Source organism: Maritimimonas sp. 2210JD6-3, assembly GCF_056591795.1.
This window is the reverse complement of the sequence record NZ_JBWQOJ010000001.1, coordinates 286,400-308,720: the sequence shown is the minus strand read 5'-3', so window position 1 is coordinate 308,720 and position 22,321 is coordinate 286,400. Positions and strand designations below refer to the sequence as shown.

Annotated in this window: 21 protein-coding genes; 8 read left to right on the top strand and 13 right to left on the bottom strand. The window is 31.1% G+C overall.

From position 1 onward, the window contains the following. Positions 1 to 2: 2 nt before the first annotated feature. Genes AC1EUY_RS01380 through AC1EUY_RS01365 form a run of 4 tightly spaced genes read right to left on the bottom strand, consistent with a single transcriptional unit; the run spans position 3 to position 3,670 of the window. Entirely contained in the window at positions 3 to 449 is a 447-nt protein-coding gene (locus tag AC1EUY_RS01380; protein WP_480193705.1) for a sterol desaturase family protein, read from the bottom strand. Then, positions 446 to 1,300, bottom strand: coding sequence for a phytoene/squalene synthase family protein (locus AC1EUY_RS01375; protein ID WP_480193704.1), 855 nt, complete (start codon positions 1,298 to 1,300; stop codon positions 446 to 448). Before AC1EUY_RS01375 ends, AC1EUY_RS01380 begins: the two co-directional genes overlap by 4 nt. Next, positions 1,281 to 2,768, bottom strand: coding sequence for a phytoene desaturase family protein (locus AC1EUY_RS01370; RefSeq protein WP_480193703.1), 1,488 nt, complete (start codon positions 2,766 to 2,768; stop codon positions 1,281 to 1,283). The genes AC1EUY_RS01375 and AC1EUY_RS01370 overlap by 20 nt, the downstream gene beginning before the upstream one ends. Further along, on the bottom strand, positions 2,768 to 3,670 hold the full coding sequence (locus AC1EUY_RS01365) for a MerR family transcriptional regulator (protein ID WP_480193702.1): 903 nt from the start codon (positions 3,668 to 3,670) through the stop codon (positions 2,768 to 2,770). The genes AC1EUY_RS01370 and AC1EUY_RS01365 overlap by 1 nt, the downstream gene beginning before the upstream one ends. Positions 3,671 to 3,816: 146 nt before the next feature. Here AC1EUY_RS01365 and AC1EUY_RS01360 point away from each other — a divergent pair, with 146 nt between their 5' ends. After that, positions 3,817 to 4,314 (top strand): RNA polymerase sigma factor, encoded by a 498-nt coding sequence (locus AC1EUY_RS01360; RefSeq protein WP_480193701.1) that lies wholly within the window; start codon positions 3,817 to 3,819, stop codon positions 4,312 to 4,314. A 2-nt stretch (positions 4,315 to 4,316) separates the two neighbouring features. Next, the gene (locus AC1EUY_RS01355) at positions 4,317 to 4,940 is read left to right on the top strand and encodes a hypothetical protein (RefSeq protein ID WP_480193700.1); all 624 of its coding nucleotides are present in this window, start codon (positions 4,317 to 4,319) and stop codon (positions 4,938 to 4,940) included. Here AC1EUY_RS01355 and AC1EUY_RS01350 read toward each other — a convergent pair. From AC1EUY_RS01350 to nusB, 8 genes are all read right to left on the bottom strand, one after another. Next, positions 4,935 to 5,555 (bottom strand): L-threonylcarbamoyladenylate synthase, encoded by a 621-nt coding sequence (locus AC1EUY_RS01350; RefSeq protein ID WP_480193699.1) that lies wholly within the window; start codon positions 5,553 to 5,555, stop codon positions 4,935 to 4,937. The genes AC1EUY_RS01355 and AC1EUY_RS01350 overlap by 6 nt on opposite strands. Before the next feature lie 34 nt (positions 5,556 to 5,589). Beyond that, a complete protein-coding gene (locus AC1EUY_RS01345) occupies positions 5,590 to 6,285 on the bottom strand; it encodes a response regulator transcription factor (RefSeq protein ID WP_480193698.1) in 696 nt (231 codons plus the stop codon). 8 nt (positions 6,286 to 6,293) lie between these two features. After that, the gene (locus AC1EUY_RS01340) at positions 6,294 to 7,859 is read right to left on the bottom strand and encodes a sensor histidine kinase (RefSeq protein ID WP_480193697.1); all 1,566 of its coding nucleotides are present in this window, start codon (positions 7,857 to 7,859) and stop codon (positions 6,294 to 6,296) included. A 107-nt stretch (positions 7,860 to 7,966) separates the two neighbouring features. Further along, complete coding sequence (coaE, locus tag AC1EUY_RS01335; protein ID WP_480193696.1) at positions 7,967 to 8,545, bottom strand: dephospho-CoA kinase; 579 nt, start codon at positions 8,543 to 8,545, stop codon at positions 7,967 to 7,969. Further along, positions 8,542 to 9,495 carry a CdaR family protein gene (locus AC1EUY_RS01330; RefSeq protein ID WP_480193695.1) on the bottom strand — a complete coding sequence of 318 codons (954 nt, stop codon included), beginning with the start codon at positions 9,493 to 9,495 and terminating at the stop codon, positions 8,542 to 8,544. The genes coaE and AC1EUY_RS01330 overlap by 4 nt, the downstream gene beginning before the upstream one ends. A 241-nt stretch (positions 9,496 to 9,736) precedes the next feature. Then, the gene (yajC, locus tag AC1EUY_RS01325) at positions 9,737 to 10,060 is read right to left on the bottom strand and encodes a preprotein translocase subunit YajC (protein ID WP_480193694.1); all 324 of its coding nucleotides are present in this window, start codon (positions 10,058 to 10,060) and stop codon (positions 9,737 to 9,739) included. A gap of 9 nt (positions 10,061 to 10,069) precedes the next feature. Further along, positions 10,070 to 10,531: a DUF1573 domain-containing protein gene (locus AC1EUY_RS01320; RefSeq protein ID WP_480193693.1), complete on the bottom strand. Its 462-nt coding sequence runs from the start codon at positions 10,529 to 10,531 to the stop codon at positions 10,070 to 10,072. 39 nt (positions 10,532 to 10,570) lie between these two features. Continuing rightward, on the bottom strand, positions 10,571 to 11,476 hold the full coding sequence (gene nusB, locus AC1EUY_RS01315; RefSeq protein ID WP_480193692.1) for a transcription antitermination factor NusB: 906 nt from the start codon (positions 11,474 to 11,476) through the stop codon (positions 10,571 to 10,573). Positions 11,477 to 11,693: 217 nt separating this feature from the next. Between nusB and AC1EUY_RS01310 the strand changes: the two genes are divergently transcribed. The 3 genes from AC1EUY_RS01310 (at position 11,694) to AC1EUY_RS01300 (ending at position 16,514) form a co-directional block, all read left to right on the top strand. Further along, positions 11,694 to 13,460: an ABC transporter ATP-binding protein gene (locus AC1EUY_RS01310; protein ID WP_480193691.1), complete on the top strand. Its 1,767-nt coding sequence runs from the start codon at positions 11,694 to 11,696 to the stop codon at positions 13,458 to 13,460. A gap of 84 nt (positions 13,461 to 13,544) precedes the next feature. After that, a complete protein-coding gene (locus tag AC1EUY_RS01305; RefSeq protein WP_480193690.1) occupies positions 13,545 to 13,916 on the top strand; it encodes a PUR family DNA/RNA-binding protein in 372 nt (123 codons plus the stop codon). Between the two features lie 99 nt (positions 13,917 to 14,015). Then, positions 14,016 to 16,514 carry a M14 family zinc carboxypeptidase gene (locus AC1EUY_RS01300; protein ID WP_480193689.1) on the top strand — a complete coding sequence of 833 codons (2,499 nt, stop codon included), beginning with the start codon at positions 14,016 to 14,018 and terminating at the stop codon, positions 16,512 to 16,514. 91 nt (positions 16,515 to 16,605) lie between these two features. Here the strand turns inward: AC1EUY_RS01300 and sucC are convergent, their stop codons facing one another. Continuing rightward, a complete protein-coding gene (sucC, locus tag AC1EUY_RS01295; RefSeq protein WP_480193688.1) occupies positions 16,606 to 17,796 on the bottom strand; it encodes an ADP-forming succinate--CoA ligase subunit beta in 1,191 nt (396 codons plus the stop codon). Positions 17,797 to 17,989: 193 nt separating this feature from the next. Between sucC and AC1EUY_RS01290 the strand changes: the two genes are divergently transcribed. Genes AC1EUY_RS01290 through AC1EUY_RS01280 form a run of 3 tightly spaced genes read left to right on the top strand, consistent with a single transcriptional unit; the run spans position 17,990 to position 22,320 of the window. Continuing rightward, positions 17,990 to 20,440, top strand: coding sequence for a DUF5916 domain-containing protein (locus AC1EUY_RS01290; protein ID WP_480193687.1), 2,451 nt, complete (start codon positions 17,990 to 17,992; stop codon positions 20,438 to 20,440). Between the two features lie 41 nt (positions 20,441 to 20,481). Next, positions 20,482 to 21,147, top strand: coding sequence for an ABC transporter ATP-binding protein (locus tag AC1EUY_RS01285; protein ID WP_480193686.1), 666 nt, complete (start codon positions 20,482 to 20,484; stop codon positions 21,145 to 21,147). A 54-nt stretch (positions 21,148 to 21,201) separates the two neighbouring features. Then, a complete protein-coding gene (locus AC1EUY_RS01280; RefSeq protein WP_480193685.1) occupies positions 21,202 to 22,320 on the top strand; it encodes a putative type IX sorting system protein PorV2 in 1,119 nt (372 codons plus the stop codon). The last annotated feature ends 1 nt before the right edge of the window (position 22,321 follow it).

Sequence of the window (22,321 nt, the reverse complement as noted above, 5' to 3'; positions counted from 1 at the left end):
AGTTATTGAACTTTTTTAAAGTATTTAAAAGGAACAAACAACATACCGAAACATTCACCATCGTGTTTACCCATTTTTTTATGATGAATTTTATGTGCTTTACGAAGACCTCTTAAATATCTATTCTGCGTATTATCAAACCATTTAAACCTTCTATGAATCAGTACGTCATGTACTAAAAAATACGCCATACCATATAACAAAATACCAAGACCAATAAAAAATAAATAGTTTATACCTCCTTCAACTCCAAAATAAAATAGTAAAATACTTGGCACGGCAAAAATGATAAAAAATGCATCATTCTTTTCAAAAACATGTGGGTAGCCTGGTTGATGGTGATCTTCATGTAAAAACCAACCAAAACCATGCATTACAAACTTATGCGTACACCAAGTAACGCCTTCCATGACCATAAATGTTCCTAAGGTTATTAATGCAAAAATCATACGTGATGAATTAAATTTAATTTATATTTTACATAGCTACGTGCCAATAAATTAATTTTCATTGGGTTAGAGATACGAACTCTTGTTTCAATAATTTTACCAGAAGGTACTTTTTTGAGTTTTTTTAGTAATCTTCGATAATACCTAAATGCCGTGTAAACACCAAACTTTGCCTCAACTGGGAGTTCGAGTATTCCGTTTTTAAAAGCATAATTGAAATCATCTTCAATTTCTTTTATGATTTTTTCTTTAGATGCTGTATCTAATGATTTTAAATCTACATTCGGAAAATACGACCTATTTAGCAACTCATAATCATCTTTTAAATCACGTAAAAAATTTACCTTTTGAAACGCAGATCCTAATCGCATAGCAGCGGCTTTTAATTCGTTATACTTCTTTTGATCTCCGTTTACAAATACTTTTAAACACATTAACCCAACAACATCAGCAGAACCATAAATATAAGCATTAAACTCCTCTTTGGTCGTATATTTTATCTCTTTTAAATCAGCTTTCATACTACTTAAAAAAGCTTGAATAAGGCTGTCATCGATTTTATATTTTTTTACAGTATATTGAAAAGCATTTAAAATTGGATTCATGCTAATTCCTTGCTCATAGGCACTGTAATAATCTTTCTCGAATTGATTAATAAGTCGTTCTTTATCGTAATCATGAAAGGTGTCAACGATTTCATCAGTAAAACGAACAAATCCATAAATATTATAGATATCACCTCTAATTGAAGGGGCTAACATTTTAACAGCCAACGAAAAAGATGTGCTGTACGAATTTGTAACTGCCTTGCTACATTTTTCAGAGACCTGATCAAACAATTGTTTTTTCATAAGATCTAATTTTTGCATGTTTAATAATTGAATTAGCAGCTATTTTACCAGATATTAGCGATGGTGGGACACCTGGACCTGGTACTGTAAGCTGACCTGTAAAAAATAAATTTTCAACTTTTTTACTTTTAATTTTGGGTCGTAAAAAAGCCGTTTGAGTTAAAATATTAGCAAGACCATATGCATTGCCCTTATATGAGTTATAATCGTTTATGAAATCATTCACACAAAAGGACTCTTTAAAGATAATATTTTCTTTAATATTCTGTTCTGTCAAATTTTCAAATCTTTCTATAATTTGATTAAAATACTTGTCTCTTAATTCGGCCGTATCTTCTATACCAGGAGCTAGTGGTATTAAAAATACACCCGCTTCTTTACCATGAGGAGCAAATGAGTCATCGGTAATACTTGGAAAACTTGCATAAAACAAAGGCTTTTCTGGCCATGATGGTTGATCATAAATATGTTTAGCGTGAATATCAAAATCTGCATCAAAAAATAAAGTATGATGCCTTACATTCGATAATTTTTTATCAAACCCCACATAAAAAAGTAATGAGGATGGTGCAAAGGTTCTTTTATCCCAATATCTTTCTGAATATTGGCGTAGATTTTCATCTAAGAGTGTTTCTGTGTGGTGATAGTCTGCGCCACTGAGCACTATATCTGCGTCTAAAATACTTTTATTAGTAAAAACACTGGTTACCTTACCTTCAATTACTTCAATACGCTCTACGTTACTCTCAGTTTTAATTTCTACACCTAGTTCAGTAGCTAATGCTGTCATTGCATTTATAACCTCAAACATACCACCAACTGGATGCCAAGTACCTAAACCAAAATCAGCATAATTCATAAAATTGTAGAAAGATGGGGTATTACTAGGTTTAGCACCTAAAAACAATACTGGAAATTCTAAAATCTGTCTTAACTTTGTGTTCTTAATTTTAGCTCTAACTTGAGCACTTATACTTCTAAAGAATTGGTGTACTCGTTTTACCGTAACTGGAGTAATAAGCTCAGTAATGGTTTCACCAGGTCTATATACCAAATCTTTAATAGCAACCTCATAATTAAATTTAGCTGCTTTTAAAAATTTATTTAAATGTTTAGCACTACCACTTTCATGCTCTTCAAAAGTTTTATAAATAGCCTCTAAATTATCTGCAATTTCAATTGCATCTTTGTCGCCAAAATACACCTTATATGCAGGACTCAATCGTTCAAGCTTGTAATAATCTGATGGTTTTTTGTCAAAATCTGTAAAAAAGCTTTCGAAGACATCTGGCATCCAATACCAAGTAGGGCCCATATCAAATTTAAAACCATCTTTTTTTAATACTCTAGCTCTACCTCCTATTGTAGCATTTTTCTCTAAAATTGTAACATCATATCCAGCCTTAGCTAAATAGCAAGAAGATGCTAGTGAAGAAAATCCGGAGCCTATGATGACAACTTTTTGCATTATGATAAATTTTCTAAAAGTTCACTGATTGATATAAATGCTTTCATATTTTCAGGTAACATGGTATCTTTAAATCGTATTGCTTTACGACCTAAGAACCAAAACCTATTATCGCTCCCCTCTACTAATTCTCTATGAGCATCTTTTATGTAGGCGTTTATCTCTTCTTCGTTCGGCTCTACCGTAAAATAGGAAATAAAATTTATCTTCTCATAAAAATCTCGTAAATCTCTAACACTATGTTTGTTAATATTTTGACCTAAATAGATAGAATGAATACCTCTTAATGTTAACTCGTAATGTAAGTACAACAATCCTAATTCATGTATTTCATTAGTAGGTAAATACAATACGTAAGTATATGTTGATTTATTAAAATTTATAGATTGATTACGTTCAATATTTGCCTGAAGCTTTTGTGTAATTAAGTTAGAAATAAAATGTTCATGCACTGGTTTTATTGATTTTGTTTGCCATAAATCGCCTATGTGTTCTAATAAGGGTATAAAGACATCCATAAAAATTTCACGAAAAGTTTTAAATCCCAATAGCTGAGTATAAGCATCGTTAAAAAGATTTACATCAAAATTAAGCATGGCTAACTTAAAAGCATTCATCGAGCTTTCTTTAACGGCTTGAGAAGATGTAAGTTCTTTAGCTCTTAAAAATAATTCTGTTTCTGTAAGTTTTGCTATTTTAGATATCTTATATCCGTTCTTGTAAAGAAGATTTATGTTGAGGAGCTTGATAAAATTTTCGCTATCATAATAACGAATGTTCGTATCTGTTCTGCTCGGTTCTAACAGTTTATAGCGCTTTTCCCATATACGAATAGTATGAGACTTTATGCCAGTAAAATTTTCTAAATCTTTAATTGAAAACTTCGTTTTAATGGCATTCATGATATTTTTGTTTAATTTTTAAAAAAATAACTTAAACAAATTTATATAAAAAAAATTAATTTTTTAAATCATTTTGTTTTTATTTAAAACTAAACTGTAACATTGCGAACTAAATTCATACAAATAGGTTAGAACCAAATTGAAAAGTGACCAAAGACCTAGAACATAAATTTATAGCTGATTTAGAGAAAAATCAGAACATCGTTCATAAAGTATGTCGGCTTTATACCTCAAATCAGGATGCCCATAATGATCTTTTTCAAGAGATATCAATTCAATTATGGAAAGCCTATCCTAAGTTTAGAGGAGAAGCAAAATTTACAACATGGATGTATCGCGTTGCTCTAAATACTGCAATTACACTATACAGAAAGTCAAAAAGATCAATAAAAACTCAAGATTTTGATACTGTTTTATTTAAAATTCAAGCGCAGCAGTATGATGATACTGAAGAAGAACAGCTCAAATTAATGTACAAGGCTATTAAACAATTATCAGATATTGAAAAAGCACTTATCTTCTTATACTTAGAAGATAAAAATTATAAAGAAATCGCTGAAACTCTAGGTATAACAGAAGTGAATGCCCGCGTTAAAATGAACAGAGTGAAAACGAAATTAAAAAAAATATTAAATCCGTCATAGACATGGATCAATTAGATTTATTAAAAAAAGATTGGAAAAAGCAAGAAGCTTCTCTTCCAAAATACACACAGGGTGAGTTGTCAAAGCTCATTCATAAGAAATCATCTTCAATAGTTAAATGGATATTTATTATTAGTATTCTAGAATTTGTACTTCCTCATTTACTCCTCTTGGTATTTAACGATAAAAACACTTCTACCCAAATTAAAGATTTTGAATTGGGCAGTTTTTACACCATAATAAGTATTATATTTTATCTAGGAGCTTTAATTTTTATCTTTTTATTTTATAAAAACTACAAATCTATCTCTGCTAATTCAAATCCTAAAATATTGATGCAGAATATTTTAAAAACAAGAAAGACAGTAAAATATTACATAGGTTTTGCGATTTCTTTTGTACCCATTGTGGGTACAGTATTAATGTATAAAACACTGAATTCAGAAGAGTTTTTAGAGAAAATACCCGAAGACACTAATATGGTTTTGGTTTGGGTAGTTATAGCTGTTATTCTACTATTTGTAATGTTTTTATTCTGGCTATTCTATCAATTATTATATGGAATCTTATTAAACAGACTCAATAAAAATTATCAAGAACTAATTAGTAACGGTAAAGAATTATAAAATAGAAAGTGCCCCTTTTCCTTCACGAATAACCTGTGGGTAACCATCTGACATGTCTATAATTGTTGATGCTTGATTATCACCATAACCTCCATCAATAACTGCATCTACTTGATGCTGCCATTTTTCAAAAATAAGTTCTGGATCTGTAGTATATTCTATAACTTCATCTTCATCATATATTGAAGTTGACACTATGGGGTTTCCTAAAGCACGAACAATCTCACGTGCTATATTATTATCGGGAATACGAATACCAACGGTCTTTTTATTCTTAAAAGCTTTAGGTAAATTATTATTACCTGGTAAAATAAACGTATAAGCACCTGGTAGTGCTTTTTTAAGTATTTTGTACGTAGAAGTATCGATCTGTCTCACATAATCTGACAGATGACTTAAATCGTTACAAATAAAAGAGAAATTGGCCTTAGCAAGTTTTATATTTTTGATCTTGGCAATTCTTTCTAAAGCCCTTGTATTTGTGATATCACATCCTAAGCCATAAACCGTATCTGTTGGGTATATAATAATACCTCCTTTACGGAGTATAGCTACCACCTTATCAATTTCTTTTTCGTTAGGGTTCTCGTTATATAATTTTATAAACTTTGCCATAGAATACAAAGATAGATAAAACGAGAATTCAAGCTTAATTTACAATCAATCTAAAACCTTCACCGTGAATATTAATAATCTCTACTTCGGGATCTGGCTTTAAGTATTTGCGTAACTTGGCAATATATACATCCATACTTCTAGAAGTGAAGTAATTATCATCTCTCCATATTTTTGTTAAGGCTAGCTCTCTAGGCATTAAATCATTAATATGAAGTGCTAGCATTTTTAGAAGTTTATTTTCTTTTGGAGATAATTTACGTATCTCGCCTCCATCAAATGATAAATGTCTCAATTTTGAATTGAGATGAAATTTACCTATTTGAAATTCATGCTGTTCCTCATCTGAAGAAGAATCTGCCTCTCTTCTCTGAAGGATAGCTTTTATTTTATACAACAGCACTTCAGAATCAAAAGGTTTATTTAAATAATCATCTGCGCCTACTTCATAACCTTTTAATACATCTTCTTTCATTGTTTTTGCTGTTAAAAATATGATCGGTACATCTGGTTTAGCTGATTTGATGTCTTTAGCTAAAGAAAAACCATCTTTTCTTGGCATCATTACATCTAAAATACAAATGTCATAATCATCATTTTTAAACATTATTAAACCTTCTAAACCATCTTTTGCGTGTGCAACATCATAATCATTTAAGGTTAAATAGTCTTTCAATACAGTTCCGAAGTTCGGATCATCTTCTACTAATAAGATTTTTTTGTTCGCCATTTTTTTAATTAAATTAGGGGTAATTTAACGGTAAAAACACTTCCTTTACCTTTTTCACTTTCAACATAAACACTACCGTGGTGGTGTTCTACAATTTTTTTGACGTAAGATAGACCCAAACCATGGCCTTTAACATCATGAATATTTCCTTTTTGTTCTCTATAAAATTTATCAAATACATGCTTTTGTACATTTTTGCCCATACCAATACCTTGATCTTTTATTTTTAGCAAAATATGGTTCCCTGCATTCTCTGTATAAATATCAATTTTGGGTGACTCTCTGGTATATTTTATAGCATTGTCAAGCATATTGACTATTACATTAGTAAAATGAAATTTACTCGCCATTATTTCGGTTGAGGTTGCTTTTAAATGTGTTTTAATATATCCTTGCTTATCGTTTACAATTAAATCTACATGTGTTATTGCATCAGCTATCACCTCATGTAAGTTTACTACACTTTTACTTAGGTCTATTTGATTTTTTTCGAGCTTAGAAATTCGTAAAACATTTTCAACTTGACCATGCATACGCTTATTCTCTTCTCGTATCATCTGCGCATATCGCAATACCTTATCTTGTTCTCCAATTATCTTCGGATTCTTTATGGCATCTAATGCCAAATTAATAGTTGCTATGGGTGTTTTAAACTCATGCGTCATGTTATTAATAAAATCAGTTTTTATCTCTGATATCTGTTTTTGTTTAATTAGCTGGTATAGTGCACTTGCAAATGCAAAAATAATTACCAAAATAAAAATAGCTGATAGTGCTAATATACTAGATATGGTTGCTAATATATACTTACCTTTGTCAGGAAAATTAACAAACAATTGGTACTCACTTGTACCATTTTCTCCAGCGAATAACGGTACAACATACCCGTTATCTTTTAATTTTTTGAACTTATCTGATTTTAACTTCGTTGGAAAACCATCATTAAAAACACCAAATTCAAAGTCTGTATCTACACCTCTACGCTTGAGTTCATTTTTTAAATTAATTAAAATTTCACGTTTCGTAACACGATTATAAATAGGTCTGCTAGGTGCTATTTGCATGTAGATACTTTCCATTTGCAATCTTTCAATATTACTTAACTTTTCTAATGTTTCATACCGCTCTTTCGTAGTTAATACTGGAAGATCGGGCATCGCTGTATTAATACTTTTAATTTCTCTCTCGCGTTTACTAAAAAATGATTTTAAATTAATCGTATCATTCTCAAATAAAGGTAATACTGCTTTACTCGGCGTCTCTAAAATACTCTGTCTAAAAGTAAATATCTCATTTCTGCTAGAATCTATCCTTTGAAAGAAAATGTCTTTAACTCCTAACTCAGATGATGTTTGAGATTTCATAATCTCTGGGGCGTTTTCTTTAAAGAAATCATTCATCTCACGCCGTTGTACCTTATCACTTACGTTTGCTAGTGCTACCTGAACATCATTAGTGAATTGTTTATCACGTATTTCAATAGAACTTTTTATCCAATATATCTGTACGGCTATAATCCCTATAAGGGCAGTACTCATTAAAATAATTAAGAGTATAAAAATGCGCTTACTCATCTCAAACAAAGTTAATTTTTCTCTAAAGTTTGTTAAATTCTTTAACTAACATTAACTAAAAAGTAGTCTTTTTAACAATTTTTTAAGGTTTGTGCTGTTCAGAAGATTCACTGCAATAATTTTTTATGAATCTCTACTACTTGCTTTTTGGTATTCTCTAGATCAATATTATGGATTATATAATTAGATTTAGCAATTTTTTCTTTGTCAGACGATTGATTATTAATTCTAGATATAACATCTATTTTATTCACATTATCCCTTTTCATTACTCTACTTACTCGCTCTTCTAACGGAGCGACAACAGAGATGATTGTATCGAAATTTTTATGCATTCCGCTTTCAAAAAGAATAGCATTCTCTTGAATAACATAGTTCGTTCTTTGTTTTCTTACCCATCGTTTAAAACTATTTCTCACCGAAGGGTGTACAATGGCATTTATAGCAGCCAATTTAGTTGTGTTGTTAAAGACAATTTTCGCCAAATATGCCCTATTTAATCTTTCATTTATAAAAGCATCTGTACCAAATTCCGCTATAAGTTTCTGCTTAATTACGCTAGATGAATTCATGAGTCTTTTAGCATGATCATCTGTAAAATAAACAGGCACACCTAATTCTATAAATAACTTTGCAACTGTAGTTTTACCACTACCTATACCACCTGTTAGTCCAACTACTTTCATTTTTCTAGTAAAAACTCAATTTTATTTGGCAAAATATTGACATCCTTAACTAAGTTAGATTTCTTTTTAAGTTTAGGTATCAGATAATTCAAATCATTATCACTAGATTCTTTATAATCACACACCACATTAAAATCATTTACCGAAATACTATTAAAGTCAGATAAACCTATTTTAAAAACCAACTCGACCTTTTTAGGATAGGTAGCAATTTCATACGTTTTTGGTAAGTTTATAACCTGAAAATCTACTAATAATTTTCGTTCAGTAAATTTTTCTACATCTCCGCTAACTTTTACGCGCTCATCAGAATATCGAACATTATTTAATTTATTAGGTTTTATAATAGATAGTGTCTTCTCAACTGTGTTATTTACATTTTTAAGTACAAGCTTTTCAGTATAAACATTAAGCATCGTATCAATCTGCGATTCTGGTCCAGTAACTGTAATAAAATCGGGTTCTATTTTTAAATCACCAGAAAGGCTATAGCCTACATTATAATCAATATCTAAATTGGGTACAACTCTTAGTTTTTTTGATGTACTTCTTCCTAGGTTAAAAAACAAGGTATCTGGGCTTACCTGCATTATCTCAGATTTAGAAAATTTTTCACGTAGCACAGAAAGCATATTTGATGTAAGGTAATAGTAAGTAGCTCCTTTTTTCCTTTTTATATTTTTTAAACTTACTTCAACGCTTTTGTTACCTAACTTGTTTTTAAATAAGGTAAACCCAATAGCTTTCAACCTAACATCGACCTGATTCGTAGTTTCAGTCTGTAACAACTTATTCTTAGGTATATCTTTATAAGTAACGGCTATTTTAGTAGTAGCTTCATACTGCCCAGAAAGTTTAATTAATAGCCAGAAAACTAAAGACAGTACTAAAAAAATGACAAAAACCTTGATCTTTTTATTACTCTTTATTTTTTTCTGTTCAGAATTCATATTTGTTTTTATATCATAATTATATTTTAAAGTGTCATTCTAAATTTATTTCTGAATCTCATCTCTCAATAAATCTAGTATTTATGATGAGCACCTAAAACAAACTTAGGTTGACGAACACCTTTTATAACTCATTACGAAATAACCAATTTATTTTTAAGGCAGATTTATAAACTGATTAAATATAAAAAAAGTGGGCATATATATGCCCACTTTATAAATATAATAATTTCTAAACTATTTATTTTTTTACCTCTTTAGAATATCTTTTACTAAGTTCCATAGAAATTGCAGAACGCTCAAACTTTATTTTACCAGCACTAGTTTCTATAACACAGGTGTTATCATTATCATTCAATTCTAAAATTTTACCATGAATACCACTTGTTGTTACTATTTTAGCTCCCTTTTTTATTTCAGTTTGAAATTTTTTTTCTTTTTTCTGACGCTGAACCTGAGGGCGAATCATAAAGAAATAAATAATAGCAAACATTAAAGGTATCATAATGAAATTACCTATGTTACTACCAGAAGTCTGTAAAAAGATCATTTGTATGTATGTCATAAATCTACTTTAAGATATTTTCTTTTGCTTTGGAGTTACCTGCGCTCGTATGACTACTTGCTCTTTACCCGCGGGAGTATTAGTCGTTAAAGTAACAGTTTTACTTTGTTTATTAGGTTTACCATTTGAATTAAACTTAACTAAAATTTCACCTGTACTACCCACAGCAATCGGCTCTTTGGGCCAGCTTGGTACCGTACACCCACAAGGAGCTGTAGCATTAGTTATAATCAAATCGGTTTTACCAGTGTTTTTAAAACTAAATGTAGTTTCAACTACATCTCCTTCATTAATAACACCAAAGTCATGCTCGGTCTTGTCGAAAGTAATCGCTGCAGCACCTTCATTCATATTATAATCACGCTCTTTAGCAATTTTTAAATTTTCTTTATTGATCTTAGCAGCTACATTTTCTTTACACGAAAACAATGTCATTGCAGCTACAACAGCAAAAACAACTATTTTATTCATTTTTAATTATTTTAAATTCTGATTGTAAAATTATATAAATTATAGCAATCCTCTACCAATCTTTTTTATTTTATCTGATGCTAAATATTCTTTCGATAATTTATCTAAAACACCATTTATAAAAAAACTACTTTTAGAGGTTGAGTAATCTTTGGCAATTTCTAAATATTCATTGATCGTTACACGAACTGGTATTGAAGGAAAATACACAAATTCCGTTAAGGCCATTTTCATTAAAATAAGATCGATTTCAGCAATTCTATCTGTATCCCAATTTGGTGTTTTTTGATCAATATCGTCTGTAAATTCCGAATGATGTAGTGCCATTTTTCTAAACAAATCTGAAACAAATTGTTTATCATCTTCATCTTTAAATAAAGGTTGAAGTTTTAAAGTTTTGCCTGATTTTAAATTGTTTATTTTCTTAATAATAAACGTATTAACTAACGGAATATCATCTATCCAACTAAGATTTTCACTTTCATAATAATCGAATAACTTATCATTCGGAGCAATAATTTCTTTAAAAATCTCTACAACAAACTTTTTATCATCTTCAAAAGATAAATTACTTGACGCAATATACTTTTTATATAAATCACTATTCTTAATTTCATTCCAGATAACACGCACATATTCTGAGTGATCTTTCCAGTTTTTTAACTTTTTATCTTTAATATAGCCAGATAATTCTTCGCTATTTTTTAATGATAACAGTACTTGATTTTTTATAAATTTTCTATTGGGATTTATATCCTCAGAAGTTGCCAAATGTTTTTTCTTTGCTAGTTCAAGGTGTGCACTTGCCATTTCACGTACTTCGATTAGCATACTTAACTGTAAAACGTATAAGTCATAACTTTTTGCTAAACTAAAATGAAGAAATTTTTCTTCTCTATCTAAATCATCATTTTTAGATTGTAATAATGCATAGATTGACTGCATTACTTTTATTCGTATATGTCTTCTGTTTAACATTATATCAATAGAACTTTATAGAATAGTATCTCTTTCAATTATTAAAAATCGCTGCAAAGGTACTTTTTTAATAGTTAATGACAACTAAACTTCAACCACAAAAAATAATTTAAGACTTCATTAACTCTCAACGGTTTTTTAACTCTTTTAATTATCTTATTTTAGCCTTTTCAACCCTTCATTTTTGAAAGCACTAAAATATCTAAATAAATTCTTTGTAAAATATAAGTATAGGCTAATTATTGGTATTGTCACTACCATTATTGCTCGTATCTTTTCTCTTTTTACACCAAGATTAGTTAATAAATCGCTAACCATTGTAGAAGATTATCAGCAAGGTACTGTAGCCGAGATTAGTGTAGTAAAAGATGAACTTCTTGTGAACATATTGCTTATTGTAGGTGCTGTTATTTTATCTGGTTTATTCACTTTTATTATGCGACAAACCATTATAGTAATGTCTAGACATATTGAATTTGATCTAAAAAATGAAATATTTCAGCAGTATGAGCGTCTCTCTCAAAACTTCTACAAAAAGAATAGAACTGGTGATTTAATGAATAGAATTAGTGAAGATGTTGGTAAAGTACGCATGTATTTTGGACCTGCAATTATGTACACTATTAATATGATTACACTATTTATTATAGTGATAGGTAATATGTTAACCATAGATAGCACATTAACCTTATATACTTTACTACCACTACCTATATTGTCTGTATCTATTTATTTTATTAGTAGAGTTATCAATCAACGAAGTAGAATTGTACAAGAATATCTTTCGAAGTTAACTACGAATGCGCAAGAAGTCTTTTCAGGTATTAATGTTATAAAAGCCTACGGTATTGAGAAACCTTCATTTAATACATTTAATTCTTTAGCCATAAAAAGTAAACAAAAAAATATTGCGCTATTTAAGGTTCAAGCCTTATTCTTTCCTTTAATGATCCTGCTTATCGGAATGAGTAATCTTCTCGTGATTTATATTGGAGGCACGCGCTATATTAACGGACAAATAGAAAGTATAGGAGTTATTGCAGAATTTATTATGTATGTAAATATGCTCACTTGGCCCGTGGCTGTTGTGGGTTGGGTAACATCTATTGTACAGCAAGCAGAAGCTTCTCAAAAGCGTATTAATGAGTTTTTAGAAGTAAAACCAGAAATAAAAAATACCATACAGGAAAAATCGGTTATAGAAGGCACTATTGAATTCAAAGATGTGTCTTTTGTATACGATGATACTGGTATTGAAGCACTAAAAAATATTTCCTTTACGCTTAAAAGCGGAAAAACGCTTGCAATATTGGGTAGAACAGGGTCTGGAAAGTCAACCATAATCAATCTTATAGCTCGTTTATATGATGTCGATAAAGGTCTAATCTTAATCGATAACATACCTATTCAAAATTTAAACCTTGATAGCCTTAGAGAAGCCATAGGTTTTGTACCACAAGAAGCTTTCCTTTTTTCTGATACTATAAAAAATAATATAAAGTTCGGTAAGGTGAATGCTACAGATGAAGAAGTCATTCAATCAGCAAAAGATGCACATATACATCATAATATTTCTGAATTTAGTGAAGGATATGAAACAACCGTAGGTGAGCGCGGTGTTACTTTATCGGGCGGACAAAAACAACGTACCTCTATAGCTAGAGCTATTATTGGTAATCCTAAGATATTAATATTTGACGATTGCCTTTCGGCAGTAGATACAGAAACAGAGGAAATTATACTAAACAATCTCGAAAAGGTTAGTAAAAACAAAACTACCATTATTGTTAGTCATAGGGTGTCTTCTGCTAAGAATGCAGATTATATTATTGTACTAGATGAAGGTACTATAATTCAACAAGGCACACATCATGAACTTTCTAATAAAAAGGGATATTACCAAGAGCTTTATAATCAGCAACTTCTCGAGCAATCTACCGACATACACTAAAAGAATTTTATATAAAAACTTGTTTGAGTAATTTATTTTTTTAGATTTGTTCACTATTAATGAAGAATTAAAGTAAAGATTATTATGAGTGAAAAAGAGTTTACTGAGCAAGAAGAGATCTTTTCGCAAGTGTTGAGAGCAGGTAGAAGAACGTACTTTTTTGATGTAAGATCAACAAAAGCAGGTGATTATTACTTAACAGTTACAGAAAGTAAGAAGTTTACACATGATGATGGATCATTCCATTATAAAAAGCATAAAATTTATCTTTACAAAGAAGATTTTTCGGAGTTTAGAGAAATGTTAGATAAAGCTACAGATTTTATCATTTCTGAAAAAGGCGAAGAAGTAATCTCTGAACGTCATCAAAAAGATTATCAAAAAGTAAATGGTACTGAGGAAAACGGAGCTGCTACCCCAGAAAGTTTTACTGATATTAATTTTGATGATATATAACAAGTAACTAATTCAATATTTTTATATTAACTACAAAAAACCGCTCAATTTCGAATTGAGCGGTTTTTTTATAAATTTATCATATCAAAACTAACTACAATGCTCAAAAAAGTACTACTTCTCTTTTATTTATTAATTTCATTCTCAACTTTTACACAAAATAAAGTTGACTTATCGTATTATTTACCACAAGATATTTCGTATAATCAAAATATACCAACACCAGAAAGTATATTAGGATTTCAAGTTGGCGAATGGCATGTCTCTCATGATAAGTTAGCTGAGTATATGAGAGCTTTGGCTAAAGCTTCAGATCGAATTACGCTAGAAAATCGCGGAAAAACATACGAAGATAGACCGCTTTTGCTGTTGACCATAACATCACCAAAAAATCATCAAAATTTAGAGCAAATAAGAAAAGAACATTTAAAATTATCTGATGCTAATCAATCTTCAGTTCTAAATACTGAAACAATGCCATTGGTTTTATATCAAGGGTTTTCAATTCATGGTAATGAACCCAGTGGTGCAAATGCGGGATTGCTTTTAGCCTATTACCTTGCGGCAGCTGAAGGAACTTACATTAATGAATTACTAGACAATACCATTATTTTATTTGATCCTTCCTATAATCCAGATGGATTAAATCGTTTTGCTTCTTGGGTAAATACTCATAAAAATCAGAATCTAACACCAGATGGTAATGATAGAGAGTATAATGAAGCATGGCCTCGAGGAAGAACAAATCATTATTGGTTTGATATGAATAGAGATTGGTTAGTGGCTCAATTACCCGAATCACAAGCAAGAATTAAAACTTTCCATAAATGGAAACCTAACATACTAACAGATCACCATGAAATGGGTACCAATTCAACGTTCTTTTTTCAGCCTGGTGTACCCGATAGAACGCATCCGTTAACACCAAAAATGAATCAAGAGTTAACTCGACAAATTGGAGAATATCACGCAAAAGCATTTGATAAAATTGGCTCACTTTATTATTCTGAAGAAGGTTTTGATGACTTCTATTATGGAAAAGGGTCAACATTCCCTGATATTAACGGAAGTATTGGTATCTTATTCGAACAAGGGAGTTCTCGAGGTCATTTGCAAAATAGTGATAACGGATTATTAAGTTTTCCTTACTCTATAAGAAATCAGTTTACCGCGGGGCTCTCTACACAAAAGGCTGCAAAAGAAATGCGTGTGAAATTATTAAATTATCAACGCGATTTTTATAAAAACGCACAAAAAGAGTTGTCAAAAATCAAAACAAAGACCATTGTATTTGGTGACAAAAATGATAAAGCTAAGACCTTTCACTTTGCAGAAATGCTGAAAAGACAACATATAAAGTTCTATAAGAATAAAAAAAATGACCATAGTTATATAGTACCTATGAATCAATCAAATTCGAGGTTAATAAATGCCATGTTTGAAAAGCGTACTAAATTTAAAGATAGTCTCTTCTATGATGTTTCTGCATGGACTTTACCAATGGCATTTGATCTACCGTATAATTATGCATCAAATGCATCTAATCTTGGTGAAGAAGTAACCAGTTTATCCTTTCCAAAAGGAAAAATATCTGCAAAAAGTAATTATGCATATTTATATGAATGGGACGAGTATTATACTCCTAAATTAACGTATCAAATTCTTAAGAGAGGTTTAAGAGCTAAAGTTGCCATGAAACCCTTTTCAATTAATGGAAAGAAATATGACTACGGTACCATTATGATTCCTATTCAGAATCAAAAAAAATCAGCAGAAACTATACATACACTACTTGCAAATCTAGCTATAGAAACGGGTGTTAACATAGATGCTGTAAATACTGGCTTAGCCGATGGTATTGATTTAGGTAGTAATGATTTTAAAGCGTTGAAAAAACCTAATATTGCTATATTTATTGGAGATGGGATTAACTCTTATGATGCTGGTGAAATATGGCATTTACTAGATACTAGATATGATATTCCGATAACGAAATTAGACACACGAAATTTAGAACACACAGATTTAAGTCATTATACAACAATTATTTTACCCAATTCGTTTGGAAATGGTTTAGATAAAGTAGAAAAGAAATTAAAATCATTTGTACAAGCAGGAGGTACTTTAATTGGATTTAGAAATAGTTTACGTTGGTTGAATTCAAAGAAGTTTATAAAATTAGATTTCAAAAAATCGAAAGCAGTGACAAAAAATGTAGTTTTTGATAAACGTTCGCGATTACGAGGTGCTCAGGTAATTGGTGGTGCTATTTTTGAAGCGCAATTAGATAAAACACACCCTGTCAATTTTGGGTATAACAACGATAAAATTGCGCTGTTTAGAAATACTACATTGTTTGTAAAGCCAGATAGTACAGGCACATACAAACCTGCAATACAATACACCAAAAAACCATTATTGAGTGGTTATATTTCTAAAGAAAATTTAAAGGCATTATCAAACACTATACCTTTTAAAACTGCTAACATGGGTAGAGGGAAAGTAATTGTATTTACAGACAACACCAACTTTAGGGCATTTTGGTATGGTACCAATAAATTAATGATGAACGCTATTTTCTTTGGCAAGTTTATGTAGTGCTACATAAATAACAAAAAAAGAGCGAAACAAATTGTATCGCTCTTTTTTTTATAAAACATTTCCTGCTTTGAAGGAATACTTTTTTAAATTATAATACCTGTTGTACTTTATCAGCAGCTTCTTGAAATTCGGTAGCAGAGATAATCTCCATACCACTATTATCAATAAGTTCTTTGGCTTCTTTAGCGTTGGTACCTTGCAAACGTACTATAATTGGCACTTTAATAGCATCGCCCATATTTGTGTAAGCATCTACAACACCTTGCGCTACTCGGTCACAACGAACAATACCTCCAAAAATATTTACCAAAATTGCTTTTACATTATCGTCTTTTAAGATGATTCTAAAAGCTGTTTCTACACGTTTTGCATCAGCAGTACCGCCTACATCTAAGAAGTTAGCGGGCTCTCCTCCTGCTTGTTTAATCAAGTCCATAGTACCCATGGCAAGTCCAGCTCCGTTCACCATACAACCCACATTTCCGTCAAGATCAACATAATTTAATCCAGCTGCTTTTGCTTCTACTTCAATTGGATTTTCCTCACGTAAATCACGCATTTCAGCATAATCTTTATGACGGAACAACGCATTATCATCTAAAGTAACTTTAGCATCAACAGCCATGATCTTATCGTCTGATGTTTTTAATACAGGATTGATTTCAAATAATGAAGAATCAGATTTTACAAAAGCAGTATATAATGAAGAAACAAATCTTACCATTTCTTTCATTGCTCCACCAGACAATCCTAAGTTAAAAGCTATCTTACGTGCTTGAAAAGGCAACAATCCGGTAGCTGGGTCAATTTCTTCCGTAAATATTAAATGTGGCGTTTCTTCAGCAACAGCTTCAATATCCATACCTCCTTCTGTAGAATACATAATCATATTTCTACCTGTAGCTCTATTCAATAAAACAGACATATAGTATTCTTCTGGTTCACTATCACCTGGGTAATATACATCCTCAGTTATAAGTACTTGATGCACCTTTTTACCTTCTGGTGGAGTTTGAGGTGTTTTTAACATCATCCCGATAATGTCTTCAGAAATAGACTCCACTTCAGCTAAACTTTTAGCTAGCTTCACTCCTCCTCCTTTTCCTCGACCACCAGCATGTATTTGCGCTTTTACAACCCACCAACTCGTGCCAGTTTCTGTTGATAATTGCTTAGCTGCATCAACTGCTTCTTTATGATTATGAGCAACAATACCGCGTTGTGTTCTTACGCCAAAGCTGCTTAATATTTCTTTCCCTTGATATTCGTGTAAATTCATTGTAGAATATTTGATTTAAACCATCGCAAAAGTACAAATTCAAAATTGAAAATTAGAATCGAACCTAAAAAATGAAGATAAAATTGTAACACTATAAAATTTAACAAGTCTTTAGGTTGAATTAACAACTAATTAAGATTTCAGCATTTATTCATCTGTAATTTTATAACTCAATAAATCTACCCAACTTATTATGTCTTTTAAATATTTATTTCTTTTTGCAATCGGATTTACTTTTTCAATCTACACACAAGGACAATTAGAAACTCCAAGAAAAGCATTAAAAACAACAAAAATTAGTAGTGCTCCAAAAATTGATGGCAAGTTGGATGATGCCGTTTGGCAAAATGCAGCCGTTGCAAAAGATTTTGTGATGATGCGCCCTGATAATGGAAAACCTGAACCTGATAATTTAAAAACTGAGGTAAAAATTTTATACGATGATGCTGCTATTTATATAGGAGCCTATATGTATGATGACAATCCAACCACGATCCCTATGGAGTTTACAAATCGAGATGGCTTTGGTAATACAGATTTCTTTTTAGTTACTATAAACCCTAATGATGATGGGCAAAATCCTTTTGAATTTATTGTTATGAGTACAGGCGTACAAGCAGATTGCAAAGTGTCTAATGGTAATGAAGATTTCAACTGGAGTGCTGTATGGGAAAGCGATGTAGCACTCACTGAGAAAGGATGGATCGCAGAAATAAAAATACCTTATCGTGCTTTACGCTTTGCAAATAAAAAAGTACAAACTTGGGGTATCAATATTCATAGAAGGGTGCAAAGTGCCAATGCACAATATACATGGTCGCATATAGATAATACTAAAGGCAGTTGGACACAATATGATGGCTTATTAGAAGGCTTAGAAGATATTAAACCACCAACACGCTTATTATTTTACCCCTATGCTTCTGGAACGACAAATTCTTTTGACGGACAAACAATCTTTGAAGAAAGCTTTGGTATGGATTTGAAATATGGTATTACTGAAAATTTCACACTTGATGCTACATTAATTCCTGATTTCGGGCAAACTGGTTTTGACAATGTAGTGTTAAACCTAGGTCCTTTTGAGCAACAGTTCACTGAGCAGCGTCAATTTTTTACAGAGGGAACAGAACTTTTTAATAAGGGAAGATTGTTTTATTCTCGTAGAATAGGAGACACTCCTACTGGTTTCTTTTCAGTGCAAAATGAATTGGCCGATAATGAAGAAATAATTGACAATCCCGATAATGTTCAAATGTTAAATGCAATTAAAGTATCTGGTAGAACAAAAAAAGGATTAGGTATTGGCTTTTTTAATGCAATTACTGAAAGAACAAAAGCAACAATTAAAAGAACAACTACGAATCCTGATGATACTGTAACTGAAGAATTTTTCAAAAAAGTTACTGAACCTTTTGCAAATTATAATGTTACAGTTTTAGACCAACAGTTTAATAAGAATTCGTCTGTTACATTGATCAATACAAATGTAATGCGAGAAGGAAGTTTTAGGGATGCTAATACAACCGGATTTCTATACCATGTTGAGACGAAAAGTAGTAAATACTTTATAGATGGATCTGTAAAAATGAGTAATGTTTATGAAAATGGTGAAACGAATACTGGTTATACTTTTGATACGAGCATCGGTAAAAGCTTTGGTAATTGGCGAGGAGAAATAGGCTATAACTTCGAAGATGAAAAATATGACCCAAATGATTTAGGTATTTTATTTAGTAATAATGAAAGAACGGTTTATGGAAATGTAAATTATAGAATATTAAAACCTAAAGGAAGATTTAACAATATACAAGTGACAAATTGGTTTAATTTTAATTTTTTAGACCATAATGGAGTTTATACGGGGGCAAGAGCAGGAATATCAGCTTGGTCTCAAACAAAAAAACGTAACTTCTTTGGCGGTAACATCAATTACGGAACTGAACGAAAAGATTTTTTTGAACCCAGACAAGGTAGTACCAGTGGTATTTTCTTTAATAGGCCTGAACAATTAAATGTAAATCATTGGGGTGAGAGTGATCGAAGAAAAAAGCTAGCGCTTGATTATGATGTCTATCTTACGACTTTTACCAAAGACCCAAAGCGCGGTTATGGTTTTGGTTTACGCCCTAGATATCGTTTTAATGATAAATTTTCGCTTACCTACGGTTTTAGAATAAATAAAACTGATGCTGACAGAGGATATGTAGATAATACTGACACCGAAGGCATTATATTTGGTCAACGTGATAGAAAATCGATAAATAATACGCTATCAGGAAAATTTAGTTTTGGTATTAAATCATCTCTATCACTTACATTTAGACACAATTGGGAAGCTGTACAATATGATGATCAGTATTTCGCACTTGAGCAAGACGGATTCTTAAACCCAACTTCTTATGCTGGAACAGATAATATTAATTTTAATAGTTGGAATTTAGATTTGAACTATATCTGGCAATTTGCTCCCGGAAGTCAATTAATTGCTTTTTATAGAAACACCATTACAAATTTTGACACTGCAGCAAATCTAAATTTTTCAGAAAACATAGACAGTTTGTTCAATCAACCTTCACGACATATTTTTTCACTTAGATTGGTTTATTTTATTGACTATAACAATCTTAAAAATATTTTTTAGACAAGCTAAATTTCATACTTTCGCTTTCTAGCATTCAAACTATGATAGAAGCAAAAAATATTAATAAGTTTTATAACGATCTTCAAGTATTAAAAGATGTAAACTTAACAATAAATAAAGGTGAAATTGTAGCCATCGTGGGGCCATCTGGTGCTGGTAAAACTACGCTATTACAAATCTTAGGCACATTAGATAAACCAACCAATACTAATAATGCTACATTAACATTTAATTCAGAAAATATACTTCGCTTAGATGATAAAAGTATTTCTAAATTTAGAAATCAACATATCGGATTTATTTTTCAATTTCATCAATTATTACCAGAATTTACTGCCTTAGAAAATGTATCTATACCAGCGTATATTGGTAAAAAAGGCAGAAAAGAAACCGAACAAGAAGCTGAAAGAATATTATCTTTTCTAGGTTTAAAAGATAGAATAGCTCATAAACCCAATGAGCTTTCTGGCGGTGAACAACAACGCGTTGCTGTCGCTAGAGCCCTTATAAATAAACCTCAAGTAATTTTTGCCGATGAGCCTAGTGGTAATTTAGATTCTGCTTCAGCAAAAAACTTACATGAACTATTTTTTAAACTACGTGATGAGTTTAACCAAACATTTGTCATCGTAACACATAATAAAGTGCTCGCTGATATGGCAGATAGGAAACTCGAAATGAAAGATGGTAAAGTTGTTAATTCATAAGTTAAGCATATACGTTTCATAATTAAATTAGATATTTGCATAAACGGCAGCCTTTTGAAAAAAGTACTCTTTTTTTTTATTCTACTTCCTTTGTTTGCTAATAGTCAAACTATACGAGGATTTTCAAATGAATTTTTAAATATAGGTGTTGATGCGCAAGCTTTTGGTATGGGAAAAGCCACAGCAGCTGTTACCAATGATGTAAATGCTATTTATTGGAACCCTGCGGGATTAGTTGGTATTAATGATTATCAGGGTGCACTGATGCATGCTGAATATTTTCAAGGAATAGCAAAATATGATTATATAGCAATTGCTAAGCCTATAGATACAGAAAGTACCATAGCGGCTTCTATCATTCGTTTTGGAGTTGATGACATTTTAAATACAACAAATTTAATCGTAGATGGCTCTATTGATTATAATCGCATTAGTTTATTTTCAGCTGCAGATTGGGCAATAAATGTTGCCTATGCTAAGAGACTCACCATAAATAATAAAAAGTTTGACGTTGGTGTTAATGCAAAAGTAATTAGACGAAGAATTGGTGATTTTGCTTCTTCAATCGGCTTTGGTTTTGATTTAGGAGCCCAATACAGCACCGACACATGGCGTTTTGGGCTCATGCTAAGAGATATTACAACCTCATTTAATGCGTGGTCTTTTGAACAAGATGAATTAAATGCCATTATCGCTATCTATGACGATATTAATCAAGCTATTCTTAATGATGGCAATCCAGATAATGATGATGAAATCATACCGACGGTTACTCCAGAAAAAATTGAAATAACAAAACCTAAAATGCAATTAGGAGTAGCCCGTAAATTCAAAATTGCTAACGGGTTTGGTCTATTAACTGCATTAGACTTAAATGTTCGTTTTACAGAGACTAATGATATTATTGCCAGTTCATTTGCAAGTATAACGCCTTCCTTCGGTTTTCAAGTTGATTACTTAGACTTCGTGTATATAAGAGGTGGTATCAATAACTTTCAAAATACACGAAATTTTGATAATTCTGAATCCTTAACCTTAGAACCAAATTTTGGTGTTGGATTCAAATATAAAGGCATACAAGTTGACTATGCACTCTCTAATATTGGAGGTGCAAACGGAACTCTTTATTCTAATATCTTTTCGTTGAAAGTTGATATTTCAGATTTGCGGTAGT

Excerpts from the sequence above, each read along its gene's own strand:
- AC1EUY_RS01355 (WP_480193700.1), top strand. The coding sequence starts at position 4,317 with ATGGATCAATTAGATTTATTAAAAAAAGATTGGAAAAAGCAAGAAGCT.
- AC1EUY_RS01375 (WP_480193704.1), bottom strand. The coding sequence starts at position 1,300 with ATGAAAAAACAATTGTTTGATCAGGTCTCTGAAAAATGTAGCAAGGCA.
- yajC (WP_480193694.1), bottom strand. The coding sequence starts at position 10,060 with ATGACATACATACAAATGATCTTTTTACAGACTTCTGGTAGTAACATA.
- coaE (WP_480193696.1), bottom strand. The coding sequence starts at position 8,545 with ATGAAAGTAGTTGGACTAACAGGTGGTATAGGTAGTGGTAAAACTACA.
- AC1EUY_RS01300 (WP_480193689.1), top strand. The coding sequence starts at position 14,016 with ATGCTCAAAAAAGTACTACTTCTCTTTTATTTATTAATTTCATTCTCA.
- AC1EUY_RS01290 (WP_480193687.1), top strand. The coding sequence starts at position 17,990 with ATGTCTTTTAAATATTTATTTCTTTTTGCAATCGGATTTACTTTTTCA.
- AC1EUY_RS01305 (WP_480193690.1), top strand. The coding sequence starts at position 13,545 with ATGAGTGAAAAAGAGTTTACTGAGCAAGAAGAGATCTTTTCGCAAGTG.
- AC1EUY_RS01365 (WP_480193702.1), bottom strand. The coding sequence starts at position 3,670 with ATGAATGCCATTAAAACGAAGTTTTCAATTAAAGATTTAGAAAATTTT.
- AC1EUY_RS01350 (WP_480193699.1), bottom strand. The coding sequence starts at position 5,555 with ATGGCAAAGTTTATAAAATTATATAACGAGAACCCTAACGAAAAAGAA.
- AC1EUY_RS01345 (WP_480193698.1), bottom strand. The coding sequence starts at position 6,285 with ATGGCGAACAAAAAAATCTTATTAGTAGAAGATGATCCGAACTTCGGA.
- AC1EUY_RS01320 (WP_480193693.1), bottom strand. The coding sequence starts at position 10,531 with ATGAATAAAATAGTTGTTTTTGCTGTTGTAGCTGCAATGACATTGTTT.
- nusB (WP_480193692.1), bottom strand. The coding sequence starts at position 11,476 with ATGCAGTCAATCTATGCATTATTACAATCTAAAAATGATGATTTAGAT.
- AC1EUY_RS01380 (WP_480193705.1), bottom strand. The coding sequence starts at position 449 with ATGATTTTTGCATTAATAACCTTAGGAACATTTATGGTCATGGAAGGC.
- AC1EUY_RS01370 (WP_480193703.1), bottom strand. The coding sequence starts at position 2,768 with ATGCAAAAAGTTGTCATCATAGGCTCCGGATTTTCTTCACTAGCATCT.
- AC1EUY_RS01330 (WP_480193695.1), bottom strand. The coding sequence starts at position 9,495 with ATGAATTCTGAACAGAAAAAAATAAAGAGTAATAAAAAGATCAAGGTT.
- sucC (WP_480193688.1), bottom strand. The coding sequence starts at position 17,796 with ATGAATTTACACGAATATCAAGGGAAAGAAATATTAAGCAGCTTTGGC.
- AC1EUY_RS01285 (WP_480193686.1), top strand. The coding sequence starts at position 20,482 with ATGATAGAAGCAAAAAATATTAATAAGTTTTATAACGATCTTCAAGTA.
- AC1EUY_RS01340 (WP_480193697.1), bottom strand. The coding sequence starts at position 7,859 with ATGAGTAAGCGCATTTTTATACTCTTAATTATTTTAATGAGTACTGCC.